Annotated in this window: 10 protein-coding genes; all 10 read left to right on the top strand. The window is 32.1% G+C overall.

Features of this window, described 5'->3' with window-relative positions; translation table 11 throughout:
- The 10 genes from ATE90_RS08210 (at position 1) to ATE90_RS08165 (ending at position 16,604) form a co-directional block, all read left to right on the top strand.
- Complete coding sequence (locus tag ATE90_RS08210) at positions 1 to 1,608, top strand: sulfatase-like hydrolase/transferase (RefSeq protein WP_101451231.1); 1,608 nt, start codon at positions 1 to 3, stop codon at positions 1,606 to 1,608.
- On the top strand, positions 1,608 to 3,248 hold the full coding sequence (locus ATE90_RS08205; protein ID WP_081958149.1) for a sulfatase family protein: 1,641 nt from the start codon (positions 1,608 to 1,610) through the stop codon (positions 3,246 to 3,248). Before ATE90_RS08210 ends, ATE90_RS08205 begins: the two co-directional genes overlap by 1 nt.
- 1 nt (position 3,249) lies before the next feature.
- On the top strand, positions 3,250 to 4,425 hold the full coding sequence (locus ATE90_RS08200; RefSeq protein ID WP_101451229.1) for an alpha/beta hydrolase: 1,176 nt from the start codon (positions 3,250 to 3,252) through the stop codon (positions 4,423 to 4,425).
- Between the two features lie 22 nt (positions 4,426 to 4,447).
- Entirely contained in the window at positions 4,448 to 6,052 is a 1,605-nt protein-coding gene (locus tag ATE90_RS08195) for a sulfatase-like hydrolase/transferase (protein ID WP_036785245.1), read from the top strand.
- Between the two features lie 10 nt (positions 6,053 to 6,062).
- Entirely contained in the window at positions 6,063 to 7,034 is a 972-nt protein-coding gene (locus tag ATE90_RS08190) for a type I phosphomannose isomerase catalytic subunit (protein WP_036785247.1), read from the top strand.
- Positions 7,035 to 7,116: 82 nt separating this feature from the next.
- The gene (locus tag ATE90_RS08185; protein WP_036785249.1) at positions 7,117 to 7,446 is read left to right on the top strand and encodes a hypothetical protein; all 330 of its coding nucleotides are present in this window, start codon (positions 7,117 to 7,119) and stop codon (positions 7,444 to 7,446) included.
- A 95-nt stretch (positions 7,447 to 7,541) separates the two neighbouring features.
- Positions 7,542 to 9,782: a GH92 family glycosyl hydrolase gene (locus ATE90_RS08180; protein ID WP_036785251.1), complete on the top strand. Its 2,241-nt coding sequence runs from the start codon at positions 7,542 to 7,544 to the stop codon at positions 9,780 to 9,782.
- Between the two features lie 17 nt (positions 9,783 to 9,799).
- Positions 9,800 to 12,412, top strand: a complete 2,613-nt coding sequence (locus ATE90_RS08175; RefSeq protein WP_101451227.1) for a beta-glucosidase — start codon at positions 9,800 to 9,802, stop codon at positions 12,410 to 12,412.
- On the top strand, positions 12,399 to 15,002 hold the full coding sequence (locus ATE90_RS08170; protein WP_101451225.1) for a beta-glucosidase: 2,604 nt from the start codon (positions 12,399 to 12,401) through the stop codon (positions 15,000 to 15,002). The genes ATE90_RS08175 and ATE90_RS08170 overlap by 14 nt, the downstream gene beginning before the upstream one ends.
- A 15-nt stretch (positions 15,003 to 15,017) precedes the next feature.
- Complete coding sequence (locus ATE90_RS08165) at positions 15,018 to 16,604, top strand: sulfatase family protein (RefSeq protein WP_081958151.1); 1,587 nt, start codon at positions 15,018 to 15,020, stop codon at positions 16,602 to 16,604.
- The last annotated feature ends 69 nt before the right edge of the window (positions 16,605 to 16,673 follow it).

Below are 16,673 nucleotides of genomic sequence, written 5' to 3'. Positions count from 1 at the left end.
ATGAAAAATAAAATAATATTACTAATTGTTGGTTTTTTATTGTTGATGTTTAACTGCAAGTCTAAAAACGAACTTGTAAATCAAACTGAAACCAAGAAGAAACCAAATGTGTTGTTGTTATTTTCAGACCAACATAATAAGAAAGTAATGGGTTTTGAAAATCATCCAGATGCAATCACCCCAAATTTAGACAAATTAGCTGGTGAATCTGCTGTTTTTGATAGAGCATATGCAACAAGAGGTATTTGTGTACCTTCAAGAATGTCTTTAATGACCGGTTTATATCCAAGAACTATGGGCTTAATGGATAATAAAGAAAAAACTACAATCACAAGAGATGCTGTTTCACTAGCAAGTATTTTTAAGTTTAATGATTATAACACTTACAGTTTTGGTAAAAGACATTTAGTTGGTGGTGGAGACAAAGGTTGGGATGTGAAAAAAGAGGTACACGCAGAAGAGGGCGATAATGGAAACTATTTAAGCTGGATTACAAAACAAGGCTATCAAAGTGAATTTTCTTATGATTGGGCTGCAGAATTTGGGAAAGGTCCCAAAGGAAGTAACGATGCGAGCGCCAAAATACCTATCGCTGATTTAGGAACAAGAATTTCTAAATTACCTTTTGGTTATACAATGGAAGCATACACAGCCTCAGAAACCATAAAAATGATTAAAAAACAAAAAAATAGTGACAAGCCATTCTTTTGTTTTTCATCTTTTTACAGACCACATCAGCCATATACTCCTTTAAAAAAATTCAGAGATTTATATAATGTTTCTGAATGGGGGGAAGGAACCAAATTAAAAAGCGGTATAAAAATACCAGCAAGTTTTTATCAACCAACTAAAGATTTACCCCCATTGTTACAATTTCAAAGAAATGGAGGTAATAAAGTTTGGAATATGGATAAAGCCTTTAAAGATGAGCAAATCTGGAGAGATTTTATAGGCGGTTATTACGCTTTAGTTACAGAAGTAGATCATTATGTTGGTGAAATATTAGAAGCTTTAGACAAAGCAAATATGAAAGAAGAAACCATTATTATTTACACTACAGATCATGGAGATTTTGTAGGTAATCATGGTATGGTGGAAAAAGCTGCTGCCGGGCATAATGTATATGAAGATATTTTAAATATTCCTTTAATTATAAGAATCCCTGAAAAAACAACCAATGGAAAACATACTGCAGAGTTAGTTACTCTAGTAGATATTATACCAACTTTAGTAGACGTTTTAGATTTAAAAGTACCAGTCTTAAAACATAATTTTGAAGGCCGTTCCCTTGCTAAGCTTTTGATAGAAAACAAACCTTTAAATAGAGATTATATAGTTTCAGAAAGTTGGTTTCAAGCAACCGTAATTGGTAAAGACTCAAAATTAGGTATTATGTTAGAAAATAAAGTAAAACCTAGACAGGATTACAGAGAATATGGAGACATGTATTTTGATAGAAATACAGATCCTTTAGAAATAAAAAATGGAATTAAGGAAGAAAAAAATCAAGCGTCTATATTAAAACTTCGTAACTATTATGAAGAATTTAATAAAAAAATACCTGGGATTGGTAAACAAGAAACCGTACAAAATAAAACAAAAAAATAATGAATACATCAAATTTTAAAATCATATTTTTTGCTCTTTTATTAATGATAATTAATACTATTAAAACACGAGCCCAAAACACAAAAAAGCCAAACATCATCTTCATTATGACAGATGATCAAAGTGCTGTTGTTCCTTTAGATTCAGAAAAGAGAATTCAATCGCGTCCTTTTGGATTTAATGGGGATAAAGAAGTGCACACACCCATTATAGATGACTTGGCAAAGAACGGTATGATTTTTAACAGCGCATATGTATCAAGTTCTGTATGTGTGCCAAGTAGATATACAATGCTAACGGGACGTTATGCAGGAAGATCTGAAGGCCCTGCTTTTATGAGAATGCATCCTAAAGGAACGATGACAAGAGTAGAAAATAATACGGAAATAGAAAAAGACAAACCAAACTTACCAAGACTTTTACAAGAAGTGGGGTACAAAACAGGTTTTGTTGGTAAAAGTCATATCGTAGAGCATAACATCGTTAACAATAAAAAAAATTGGACAAAAAATGGCTTTCAAACCTATGCAAAAAATGCAGATCCAAATGACCCAGCAGTTTCTAAAAAAATGTATGAGAACCATCAAAAATGGACAGAAGTAATTAAAGAATATGGTTTTGATTATGCAAACGGAGTTTATGCAGGAAATTTAAGAGAACAATATAATGATTCATTAAATGTTCATAATATAGAGTGGAAAAATAAGGCTGCTTTAGAATTCATCGATGAAAACAAAAAAGATCCCTTCTTTTTATATTACAGCGAAACGGTTCCTCATGGTCCAGCTCCATATAATATGAAAAATGGAAAATATTTTAGAGGTTTAGATTCAAATCCAAAATTTACGGGAGAAGGTCTAGTAGATGCAGATTATTCTTATTTACCCACTAGAGAAGAAATCAAAGAAGAAGTCAAAAACCTCGATAAAAAAGTAGCACATGCTTGGTTGCGTTGGTTTGATCATGCAGTTGGTGCCGTGGTAGATAAACTAAAAGCAGAAGGAATTTATGAAAATACCATTATTATAATTACTTCAGATCATGGGAACTACAACGGAGGAAAAACGAGCTTGTATGAAAGTGGAACAAAAGTTCCTTTGATGATGCATTGGCCAAATGGAATTAAACCAAACCAAGAGTATAACGAGTTAGTTCAAAATATTGATTTTACGCCTACTTTTTTAAATCTAGCAGGGATAAAATTAAAGACTGTAAAATCAAAATTAGACGGTGTTAGTTTAAAAAAAGTATTAAAAGGAACTAAAAAACCAGTGCATGATTATTTATTTTTTGAGATGGGTTACGCAAGAAGTGTGATGACTAAAGATTGGAAATACATTTCTGTGAGATATGATAAACAAAAACAGAATAGAATCAATAGAGGTCGAACATTTAAAGGATGGAAAGGTGCAGAACTTCAATACCCCTATTACACCAGAAATGGTCATTTGGGAAATATTGCATCAAAAAGCAGTGCTTTTTATTTTGATGCTGATCAAGTATTTGATTTAGTTAAGGATCCACGTGAAACGGAAAATGTTTTTAAAGACAACAAAGAAAAAGCAGAAGAACTTAAAAAGCTATTGACAAAAAGCTTAATGTTATTTCCTAATAGACCTTACGCAGAGTTTGTAAAGTAATATGGACAATGCTATAAAATCAATACTAGTAATTTTTACGTGCTGTTTTATTTTAAAGAGTGCTGCTCAAAAAACAATAGATACAATAGCGACAAAAGCAGGTGGATATGATATTCCCATTCGAATAAAACTACCAAAAAAGACTACAGGCAAAAATCCTGTGTATTTCTTTGTGCATGGAGGTGGATGGAATGGAGGTACTGCAACTCGTGTTCCGCCAGCAAGATTGCACACAGATGCTAATTATCTAGCTGATCAATTAGGTGTTATTTATGTTGGATTAGGGTATAGATGCAAAGGAAACAACGCAACATTTGCAGATGCTATAAAAGACTTAAAAGCATCTGTTCAATGGTTTTTTGATAATGCAGATACATACAATGCGGACTTAACAAGAATTGGGTTTGGAGGAGCATCAGCAGGTTCAACATTGGCAGCTATGATGGCTCAAAAATATAAAAATTGTAAACTATTTGTTGGTGCAGAAGGCATGTATAATTTAGTAGATCATGATGCTAAAAAATCTCTTTTTCCCAGTCAAAAAGGAAGAGCATTATATGGATTAGCGACGGAAAAAGAAAGTAAAAAAGCATCTAGCTTTTATAATTTAAGAGAAAGCCCCCCAACTTCTTTATTGTTAAATGGAAAAGAAGATGTCTTATGTCATTATTCACAAACAGAAAAATTTGCTGAACAAATCAAGAAAAAAGGAGGCAAAGTAAAAGCTGTTTTGTACGATAAAATTAATCACACTTGTTTAAGTGCATCCTACCCTGAAGTACTAAAAAATAGTGTTTTAGAAATTGCCAAATTGTTTATTGAAGAATTTCAACTAGAAAACACAAATATGAATCAAATAGAAGTCCTTTTAGATAAAAGGCTTCAAGGACAGTATACCAAAGAAAATATTAAGGAAAAAGAGATTTTAGGCACTTGGAAATTTAAGAATATTATCATCACTTTAAATGAAAATGGACAAGGTTATTATTTAAATTCTAAAAATAATAGCACAAAAATATTCACATATACTTTAGAAAAAGATTCGATAACTTTCAAGGTTAATGGCAAAACTAAAATGTTTTATATGCGCAAAAACAATAGAATTCTCTACGAATATGTTATTGCAAATACTAGAGCTAAATATAGACGTTTTAATTATATGAAAGTTAAAAAATAAAAGCATCTATTAAAAATCATTCATGAAATATTTTTTATATACCTTATTCATAATTTTAACTTTTGGTTGTAAAACACAAGACACTGCTAAAAAGAAGATTGCTTTAAATAGTCAGAAAAAGAATTTATTGTTTATTATAGTAGATCAACAAAGATATGATGCATTGAGTTATGCAGGCAATACTATTTTAAAAACGCCAAATTTAGACAGATTAGCAAAACAAGGCGCATATTTTAAAAATGCGTACACTCCTGTTGCTGTTTGTGGACCTGCGAGATCTTCAATCTTAACTGGAACAACAATAAATACACACCAAGTAACAACAAATGATAAAACCTACGATTATAACGATACCCCAGTAATGACCATGAAAACCTTTGATGAAATTCTCACAGAAAAAGGATATCATGCAGAGTATTATGGGAAATGGCATGTCTTAACTTCGCATGCAGAGGTCTATAAAAATCCAAATAAATATGCTAAAAACGGGAAATATATATTTAAACCCCAAGGGCAAAGGCATTTGTATCTCGATTATTTAAACGAGGTATTTCCTAGAGAGGAACCTAAAAAAGGGCAGCTTTTAGATCGATTTACTAAAAGACCTTACACCCCAGATCCATTAGATATAGATTATGGAAAAACATACAATGACGTTAAAAAAGAAGTAAAACATCGTCATTCTCAACCAAATTATCATGGCAAATCTAGTATTCCTAAAGAACATACCATCACTGCGTATTATGCGAATAAAACCATTGACGCAATCAAGAGGTTAAAAAACAAACCTTTCAGCATAACGACCTCTTTTCACTTTCCTCATGCACCCATGATTCCATCCGAACCTTATTATAGCATGTACGATCCTGATAAGATGCCTATTCCCTCTAGTATTAAAGATAATATGCAAAATTCCCCTTATATTAATGCAAATGGTAGAAATAAGTTGACTGTTTTTGCAGATGAGGAAAAAATAAAATATATGATTTCTAATTATTATGGTTTAATTACTGAGTTAGATGATTGGATTGGAAAAATAATGAAGACCCTTGAAGATGAAAGTATTGCAGAAAATACTATGGTGATTTTTACAAGCGATCATGGAGAGATGTTGGGAGCACACGGAATGCGCGAAAAAAATGTATTTTATGAAGAATCTTCTCACATCCCATTAATGATAAAAATACCCCATGAAATTAAAAAGGAAACTACAGTGAATGGTTATGTCTCTAATGTAGATTTATTCGCCACAATTATGGATTATTTACAAATTGGAAATTATAAATCCGATGGCGAAAGTTTACGTGATTTAATAGAACAAAAACAAACGAATCATGGGAACTACGTAGTTACTGAATGGGATTACCGTGGGCCTATTCAACCTAATTATATGATTGTCAAAGACGGATGGAAATTAATGATTCCGTACACAGAAGATTCAAAAATATTAAATGTTTTATATAATTTGAATGATGATTCTCAGGAGATGAATAACTTATTAGGGAATAACCCTGACAGAAGAAAATATAATGAGAAAGCAGAAGAATTAAGGATCAATTTACTAGAATGGTTGAAAAAAAATAACTCTAAACATTACGATGGTGTGTCAAAACGAAAATTAATTTAATTCCTTCAAAATGAAATTATACCCTTTACAATTTACACCACTTTACAAATACAGAATTTGGGGTGGAGAAAAATTAAAAACTGAATTAAATAAACAATATACAGAAGAAAATATTGGAGAATCTTGGGAAATTTCTGATGTTTCTGGCGATGAAACTGTTGTAGCGGAAGGTGCTCTAAAAGGACAATCTTTAAGCGATTTAATTAAAGAATTTAAGGGCGACTTTGTTGGAAATGCTGTACATGAAAAATTTGGAGAAGAATTTCCACTATTAATTAAGTTTATTGATGCGAAAACACCTTTATCTATTCAAGTGCATCCAAGTAATGAAGTGGCTAAAGAACGTCATAATTCATTTGGGAAAAATGAAATGTGGTATGTAATGCAAGCGGATAAAGATGCAGAATTGATTGTTGGTTTTGATCAAGAAATAAACACTGATGATTATAAAACACATTTAGAAAACAATACCATTTTAAATGTAATGCATCATGAAAATGTGCAAAAGGGCGATACTTTTTATATTCCTACAGGTCGGGTACATGCTATTGGAGCAGGTGTTTTGTTAGCAGAAATACAGCAAACATCAAATATTACATACCGTATTTATGATTATGATAGGGTAGATTCTAAAACAGGAGAAAAAAGAGAATTGCATAACGAATTGGCAATTGATGTCATAGATTATAAAGTGCACAAGAATTACAAAACGGATTATTCTATAGAAAAGAATGTGTCCAATACATTGGTGCATTCACCTTATTTTAGAACTAATATTTTAGACATCAATTCAACAGTAAAAAAAGATTATTCTGTCATAGATTCGTTTATTATTTACATGTGTGTAGAAGGTACAGTTAATGTTATTTCTGAAGGAGAAACCTACACCATAAATAATGGTGAAACGCTTATATTACCAGCTAGTTTAAAAAAAATCACTTTACAATCAGAAAGCGCAAGGGTATTAGAAGTTTACTATTAATAAATAGCGCTTAGTTAATTCAATATTAATAGTAAATTAATGTGAACCTCTTTTATTTGAATAAAATTATAAATTAAACAACATGAAAAAAATAATTGTATTACTTCTTCTTTTGACTGTGTCAGTAGCTCAGGCTCAAAAAAATCAAAAAGCAGTTGCGTTAGCAGAAAAACTATCGAAAGTAATGGAGTTTGATGAAGATCAAAGTGCAAAGCTTCTGGAATTAATTCTGGATAGAAACAACAAGAAAAGAGCTTTGAGAAAAGAATACGCAGATGATAAAGATACCTTTAAAGTAAAAGCTAAAGAAGTAGAAAAAGCATATAACAAAGATTTAAGAGTGTTAGCTGGTATCGAAAAGTTTAAGCTTTTAGTTGTCTATAGAAAAGCAAAAAGAGCAGCAAATAATTAAATTATTTAATAGGTTGTAACCCTGAATTAATTGTTTATTAATCAATAATTAAGCCATTGATGTTTTATTTGTTAGCATAACAGATTATAATAAAAATGGTTAAAAATTATTTAATAGCACTCCTATCGGTTTTAAGTTTTACAACTTCTTTAGCTCAAGAAACTGATGACAACACCAAATACATAGATCCAACCATTGGTAATGTTTCCCGCTTTCTAGTGCCAACATATCCAACCATTCATTTACCCAATCAAATGTTGAGAATGTTTCCTGTAAAACAGGATTATATTTCAGACATGGTGCAAGCATTTACTTTTCAAGTTCCCGCACACAGACGACAAGGAATTCTACAAATGAAAACTACTTTAGGAGATATGAAAAACAGTTCCTGGAATAAAGGAATGGCTATTGATCACGATTTAGAAATAGTACATCCTTGGTTATATTCAACGTATTTAATAGAAGATGATATTAAAGTTAGCTTTACCCCTTCTAAAAAATCGGCGATTTATAAGGTTGAATTTCCAGAGGGGAAACAAAAAAACTTTTTAATAAAAGGCACGAAAGATATGCAGTTTTCTGAAGGTGAAAATTCATTTACCATTCAAGAAAAAAGAAGCAAACCAACCAGAGGGGAACACGCTGTTATAAATACTGTAACCATTTATGTATATGGTAAGGTCGTAGATGAGAATAACAAACCTATTGAAAACATCAACTACATATTTAACACTCACAAACTACAAATTACTGCAACAAAAAACACACCCACAACCTTGCTCATAAAATATGCGATTTCTTATGTGAGTGCGGCACAAGCGAAAGAAAACTTCAATAAAGAAATTAAAAAAAAATCGTTTGAGGATGTATCTAAAGAAGGAAAAAAAGCTTGGGATACGGTAACGAATCAAATTCAAGTTGAGGGTGGAACAACGGCTCAAAAAAGAACGTTCTACACATCGCTATACAGAACGTATGAACGCATGGTGGATGTAAATGAATATGGACACTATTATAGTGGTTATGATAAACAAGTGCATAAAAGTAATCGTCCTTTTTATGTAGATGATTGGGTATGGGACACCTATTTAGCACAACATCCCTTACGAACTATTTTAAACCCAGCCTTAGAAAACGAAATGCTGAACTCGTACACTTTAATGTATGAACAAAGTGGTTGGATGCCAACATTTCCTCAAGTATATGGAAATCATTTGTGTATGAACGCCTACCATTCTTCTGCTATTTTTATTGATGGCTACAGAAAAGGGTTGAAAAACTATAATGTAGAAAAAGCATACGAAGGCATCAAAAAAAACCTAATGGAAGGTACATTTATTCCTTGGAGGCAAGGAAATCCGAGAGGCGCGTTAGACGATTTCTATCACGACAATGGCTATTTTCCATCACTTAAAAAAGGAGAACAAGAAACAATTGGAAATGTAGATGGTTTTGAAAAAAGACAACCTGTTGCTGTAACTTTAGGAGTCAGTTATGATTTTTGGGCAGTGTCAGAATTTGCAAAAGAATTAGGAAACATAGACGACTATTCAAAACTGTCTCCAAAAGGAAACGATTATAAAAACTTATGGCATTCTAAAAAAAGGTTATTTATGCCAAAAGATACCGAAGGAAATTGGGTAAATATTAATCCAAAGCTAGATGGTGGAAAAGGCTATAGAGAGTACTATGATGAAAATAATGGGTGGACCTTTGCTTGGTCTGTACAACATGATATTGCAGGTCTCACCAATTTGTTAGGCGGTAAACTAGCCGCTCAAAACAGATTAGATCAGTTATTCAGAGAAAGTTTGGGCATTAGGAAAAGTGATTTTTTCGTTAATGGTTCCAATTCTACAGGGATGGTAGGGCAGTTTTCTATGGGCAATGAACCCTCATTTCATATTCCATATTTATATAACTATTTTGGTGCGCCTTGGAAAACCCAAAAACGTACACGCTTCTTGTTAGACGTTTGGTTTAAAGACAACATTTTCGGAATCCCAGGAGATGAAGATGGTGGCGGCATGACTGCTTTTGTGGTATTCACTTCTATGGGTATCTATCCAGTAACACCAGGCTTACCATATTATAACATCACAAGTCCAATTTTCGAAAAAACAGCTATCAAACTTCAAAATGGAAATACGTTTACGGTTGTAGCGGAAGGTTCTAGCAAGAGAAAAAAATACATTCAGAAAGCATTTATCAACGGGAAAGAGATTTTCTCGCCATTTATTTCACATCAGCAAATTATGAATGGTGCCACTTTAAAATTAGACTTGGGTGAGTTACCAAACAAAGAATGGGGTAAAAATGCAGTAATACCAAAATAAAAAAACAAACAAACTAAATGAAAATAATTAGTAATAAACTTACAGTATGCATTGTGTTTTCTTTTTTAATACTACAAATTAATTCCATAAAAGCACAAGAAAAATTACCGTATCATAATTCAGAGTTAAAAATAGAAGAACGAATCAACGATTTGTTGCCTAGAATGACTTTAGAAGAAAAAGTTAATTATGTCACAGGAGGTGTTTTAAGCAATAATCAAGAATCTATTAATGGCATTGAAAGATTATCAATTCCTGATTTTGTAATTGCCCACGGTCCTTTTGGTATGAAAATGAGAAGAAGAAATAAAAATGGAGGCATCACTTTAGATGCAGGTACTTATTTCCCTGTTTCTATTGCGATGGCTGCAACTTGGGATATAGATAAAGTAAAACAAATTACATCTGCAATAGGGAAAGAAATGAATGCTGTAGGTGCAATGTCTAATGCGGGTCCTGCAATGAATATTATTAGAGACCCAAGAACAGGTAGAAGTTTTGAGTATTTTACAGAAGATCCTTTTTTAAACGGACAAATAGCAGCGGCTTACACAAAAGGAATTCAAAGCGAAAAAATTGCAGCAATACTAAAACACTATATCGTTAACAATCAAGAATTAAATAGACACAAAGTAGATGTTCAGGTTAGTGAAAGAGCGTTAAGAGAAATTTATTTTCCAGGATTTGAAACTGCCATAAAAGATGCTGATGCCAAAATTATTATGGGCGCTTACAATAAAGTAAATGGCGTACATAGTTGCGAAAACGATTTTACTTTAAATCAAGTTTTAAGAAAAGAATGGGGTTTTAGAGGTTTCGTTCTTTCAGATTGGTCTGGAACACAATCTACTGTTGCTTCTGCAAATAATGGTTTAGATGTAGAAATGCCAAGACCTAGATGGTATGGAGATAAATTGTTAAAAGCTGTAAAAGATAATAAAGTAAGTGAAGATGTGCTTAACACTATGGTTAAAAATGTGTTGCGCGTTGTTTTTTGGAGTGGTGCTTTTGACCAAGGCCCAATGTATGATAAAAATATTGTACGTTCTAAACCGCATTTAGAAATGGCAAGATCAGCTTCATCTGAGGCAATGGTTTTACTAAAAAACGAAAATAATACACTTCCTTTTAATCTTAATAAAATTAAAAATATTGCTGTAATTGGCCCAAATGGAAATTATGGTGAACATTTTAATAATGGTAAATATGATATAGGGTTGTTTCAAGGAGGAGGAAGTGCAAAAATAGTCTCTAAACAACAGAATGTAATCACTCCTTTTCTAGGGATTAAAAATAATATAACAAAAGATGTTAAAGTTATTTACGAACCTGGTTGTTATGCAGAGTCTGGTTACGGTTTAATACCAACCAAATATCTTTCAGTAGATAATAAAGAAGGTATTGAGTCTTCATATTATAATAATGTTGGTTTTAAAGGTGCACCTTTAAAAAAAGAAGTAAACAAAAAATTAGCTTATAATTGGGGAAGAGGATTAGAAATTCCTGAAGCTGGTACTGCTAAGAATAATGATAAATATAAATTTTCTGTAGCATTTAAATCAACATTAAAAGTACCAGCTACAAGAGATTATTCTTTTGAAGTTAGAAATGAAGCTGGTAGCGCAAAGATTTTTATTGATGGAAAATTGATTGCAGAAAATAAAAAAGGAAGCAGAATTGATTGGAATAATACAGGTAACATTAAATTAGAAAAAGGAAAAGAATATGAACTAGAAGTAAAGTACGCTAGTTTTGGTGGTCATATTTCAAATTTAAGAATTGGTTGGGACTATGAAAATATTCAATACCTAGAAAGAGCAAAAATAGCAGCCAAAAATGCTGATGCTGTTGTTTTAACAGTTGGGTTAAGTGCTAAAGTTGGCGAAACAGAAGCTGGAGACAGAAGAACATTAGCCTTGCCAGAAGCACAACAAAATTTAATTAACGAAATATCAAAAATAAACAAAAATCTTGCTGTAGTTTTAGTTGCAGGAAGCGCTGTAACTATGAATAGTTGGTTAGATAATGTACCTGCTATTTTAGATGTTTGGTATCCAGGAGAACAAGGTGGAAACGCTATTTTTGATGTTATTTTTGGCAAAGTAAATCCTTCTGGAAAACTGCCAATAACATTCCCGAAATCGTATAGCCAATACCCTGCTAATTTTTATTCTTATGATAGTGAAATAGAATATAAAGAAGATATTTATGTAGGTTATAGATATTTTGATAAATATAAAAAAGAGGTTTTATTTCCTTTCGGACACGGTTTGAGTTATACAGATTTTAAATATTCAAAATTAAAAGTTAGTACCAAAAAGAACACAACCAACGTCTGTGTAAAAATAGAAAATATAGGAAACTCTGATGGTGCAGATGTTATTCAACTTTATGTAAGAGATTTAAAATCTTCAGTCGATAGACCTATAAAAGAATTAAAAGCTTTTAAGAAAATATATCTTAAAAAAGGAGACAAAAAGACAATAGAATTTAAACTTACAGAAAGAGCTTTTGCTTTTTGGGATAGCGTTTCTAAAGATTGGAAATTAGAGCCTGGAGAATTTGAAATATTAATTGGTAAGTCTAGCAGAGATATTATTTTAAAGAAAATAATTAATGTTAAGCGATAAAGAGATGCGTATGTTAACAAAAATAATGATGGTTATTTTTTTATTCATCATAACTAATTCCATAAAAGCACAAGAAAAATTACCGTATCAAAATTCAGAGTTAAAAATAGAAGAACGAATTAACGATTTGTTGCTTAGAATGACTTTAGAAGAAAAAGTTGAATTAGTAACAGGAGATAAAATTCCTGCAAAAGGTGTTATTGGCTCAGAAGGGATAAAGCGTTTAAACATTCCTGGGTTTAAAATAGAACATGGTCCTTATGCCTTTAAAGGTTGGTTTGGACCCAATGAAGCTAAAGAAATGGGAACGTATTTTCCTGTTTCCATTGCACAAGCTAGTACTTGGGATAGACCTTTAATACAAGAAATAAACGCTGCAATGGCGTCAGAAATGAAAGCTTCTGGCGGACAAGCAAATGCAGGGCCTGCAATGAATATTATAAGAGATCCAAGAGGAGGTAGGAGTTTCGAATATTTTACAGAAGATCCTTTTTTAAACGGAGAAGTTGCCAAAGCGTATACTTTAGGTTTACAAAGCCAAAAAATAATGGCAAACTTGAAACATTATGTTTGTAATAATCAAGAATTTAATAGACACAAGCTAAATATTATTGTAAATGAGCGCACTTTGCGAGAAATATATTTACCAGGATTTAAAAAAGCAATACAAGAAGGTGGTGCTTGGAGTGTTATGGGTGCATACAATAAAGTAAATGATATTTACAGTTGCGAAAACCCTTTTTTATTAAATAAAATATTACGAGAAGATTGGGGTTTTAAAGGGTTTGTTTTATCAGATTGGTCTGGTACACATTCTACAGCTAATTCTGCAAATGCAGGTTTAGATATGGAAATGCCAAGAGAACGCTGGTATGGTAAAAAATTAATAAAAGCTGTAGAAAATGGAGAAGTAACAGAACAAACTATTAATAAAATGACAGGGAATTTGTTAAGAGGTATGTTTTGGTCTGGTGCTTTTGATACAAAACCATCTTTAGATAAATCTATATTACACAATAAAAAACATTTAAAAATAGCCAGAGAAGCATCAGCAAAAAGTATGGTTTTATTAAAAAATGATGCTCAGGTACTACCATTTAATGCTGATAAAATTAAAAAAATAGCAGTAATTGGTCCTAATGGTAATTATGGTATTCATTATAACAATGGCCAATATAATCCGCATTTATTACAAGGTGGAGGAAGTGCTTTTGTAGAAGTTAAAGAGCATTTAATGATAACGCCTTTTCAAGGAATTAAAAACAACGTAGAAAAAGATGTTAAGGTCACTTATTCTCCGGGAAGTTATGCAGAATCTGGTTGTGGAATTATACCTGTTAAGTATATTAAAACACCAAATGGTAAACCAGGGTTATTAGCAACCTACTTTAATAATAATTCTAAAAACCGTAAAGAAGTTAAAAGAGAAATTGATTTGGTTGTATCTAAAGTTTGGACCAAAGAATTAGATATCCCAGAGGCTGGAAATGAAAAAGATGATTTATCTAGATTCTCTGCACAATGGTCTGGGATTTTAACGGCTCCAGCAACTAGAAATTATACTTTTAGTGTTAGAAACTCTGCTGGTAGTGCAAAACTATTTATAAATGATAAATTAATTGCTTCCAATAAAAATGGAAATTGGTTAGATTGGAATGGTATGGGTTCTATTGAATTGGAAGCTGGGAATCAATACAAAATTAGAGCAGAATATGCAAAGAGTGGTCCTCGTGCAGATTTTCGTTTAGGTTGGGATTATGAAAATGTAGCTTGGTTAGAACAAGCAAAAAAGATAGCAAAAGAAGCAGATGCTGTTATTTTAACAGTAGGTCTTTCTGGTCATATGGGAGAAAGAGAAGCTGGAGATAGAAATCATTTAAGATTATTTCCAGCTCAAGAAAACTTAATTAACGAAATTGCTAAAATTAATAAAAATACGGTAGTTACAATTATTGCAGGCGGTGCAATAGATATGAGAAATTGGTTGCCAAATGTGTCTTCAGTTTTAATGGCCTGGTATCCTGGGGAACAAGGAGGTAATGGATTGGTAGATGTATTGTTTGGTAAAGTAAACCCAAGTGCTAAACTTACCATAACATTTCCTAAATCGTTAGAACAATATCCAAAAGATTTTCATTCTAGAGGAGACGGAAACGAATATAAAGAAGGGCTTTATGTAGGTTATCGATATTTTGATAAATTTAAAAAAGAAACTTTATTTCCATTTGGTCACGGCTTAAGTTATACCAATTTTAAATACTCTAAACTAAAAGTAAGTAAAAAGAAAAGCAGTACAAAAGTTTCCGTAAATATAGAAAACACAGGTTCATTTGATGGTGCAGATGTAGTTCAACTTTATGTTAGAGATATAGAATCTTCTGCGGATAGACCTTTAAAAGAGTTAAAAGAATTTAAGAAAATATATCTTAAGAAAGGGGAGAAAAAAACAATCGAATTTAATCTTACAAAGAGTGCTTTTGCCTTTTGGGATAGCGTTTCTAAAGATTGGAAATTAGAATCTGGAGAATTTGAAATATTAATTGGTAAGTCGAGTGAAAACATCGCATTAAAGAAAGTAATCAAACTTTAAATAAAAGAATTAATTATGAAAAAATATAGTATAATATTAGTTTTATTGATGTCTTTTTTTAGCTGTAAAACTGAAAAAAAAGTGGAAGTTTCACAAAAGCCAAACATTCTTTTTATAATGACGGATGACCACGCGTTGGCTGCCATTAGTGCTTACAAGGGTTTTCTGTCTGAAGTTGCACCCACTCCAAATATTGATAGAATAGCAAATGATGGTATGCGTTTTAATAATATGTTTTGTACCAATTCTATTTGTGGACCCTCAAGAGCATCGATCTTAACAGGGAAATATGCGCACGTCAATGGATTTTTTAAAAATGAAGGTGGTGGCGATTTTAATGGCGCACAACAAACGTTTCCAAAGCTATTGCAAAAAGCAGGTTACGAAACTGCTGTAATTGGAAAATGGCATTTAGGAACCGCACCAACGGGTTTCGATTACTATAAAGTACTGTTTAACAAAGAAGGACAAGGTTCTTATTTTGATCCTGTTTTTGAAATGGCAAATGATAGTATTGTTGAGGAGAAAGGAAAATTTTCTACAACCGTTATTAAAGACGATGCTATTAATTGGTTGAAAAACAGAAAAGACGATACAAAACCTTTTATGTTGATGTATCAATTTAAAGCACCACACAGACCTTGGGATCCAGGACCTGGTTATGAAAATTATTTAAGTGATGTTACTTTGCCTTATCCTACAACTTTTAATGATGATTATAAAGGCAGAAAAGCCGCTAAAAATTCTTGGATGCGAATTGATGGGCATATGAATAGAAAGGATGTGAAAATTAAACCACCATCAGGATTAACGGAGGAAGAATTAATTGCTTGGAACAAATACGGAAATAACGATGGAGAATTCTGGACTCCTGATCCAAAGATGACAGATCAAGAACGTAAAAACTGGAAATACCAGCGTTATGTAAAAGATTATTTACGGGTTGTAAAAGGCGTTGATGATGCAATTGGTGAGATGTTAAATCATTTAGAAGTAAGTGGTTTAGCAGAAAACACAATCATTGTATATACTTCAGATCAAGGGTTTTACTTAGGTGAACACGGATGGTTTGACAAGCGTTTTATGTACGAAGAATCAATGCACATGCCTTTATTGATAAAATATCCTAAAAAAATAAAAGCAGGAAGTGTCAACAACGATTTAATCCTAAATGTTGATTATGCGCCTACCCTGTTAAGTTTAGCGGGCGTCGAAACTCCAAATGATATGCAAGGAAAAAGCTTTGTCCCTGTGTTAGAAAACACCACAACGGCCCCTTTTAGAGACGCAGTGTATTACCATTATTACGAGTATCCTTATTGGCATAATGTGCAGCCGCATTATGGCATTAGAACAGACAGGTATAAATTAATACATTACTATTATGATATGGATGAATGGGAATTATTCGATTTAGAAAAAGATCCTAATGAGACCAATAACATCTACGACACTAAAGAAAACAGTGCGTTGATTGCAACTTTAAAAACCCGATTAGCATCGCTTAAAAAAGAAAATAAAATGGATTTGTCTGATGAAGAATTAAAAGAAATGACAGACATCAGAATTAAAAGACGTTACAGAGTTGAGCCAGCGAATTAAGTTTAGGAAAAAAATAATTCTCTTACTATATAGTTAACAAGTTCGCAATTATTTTGGGCTTCATTAAAA

The sequence above is a fragment of the Polaribacter sp. Hel1_33_96 genome, assembly GCF_002846595.1.
Taxonomy (GTDB): Bacteria; Bacteroidota; Bacteroidia; order Flavobacteriales; family Flavobacteriaceae; genus Polaribacter.
This window is presented reverse-complemented; position numbering and strand designations above follow the sequence as displayed.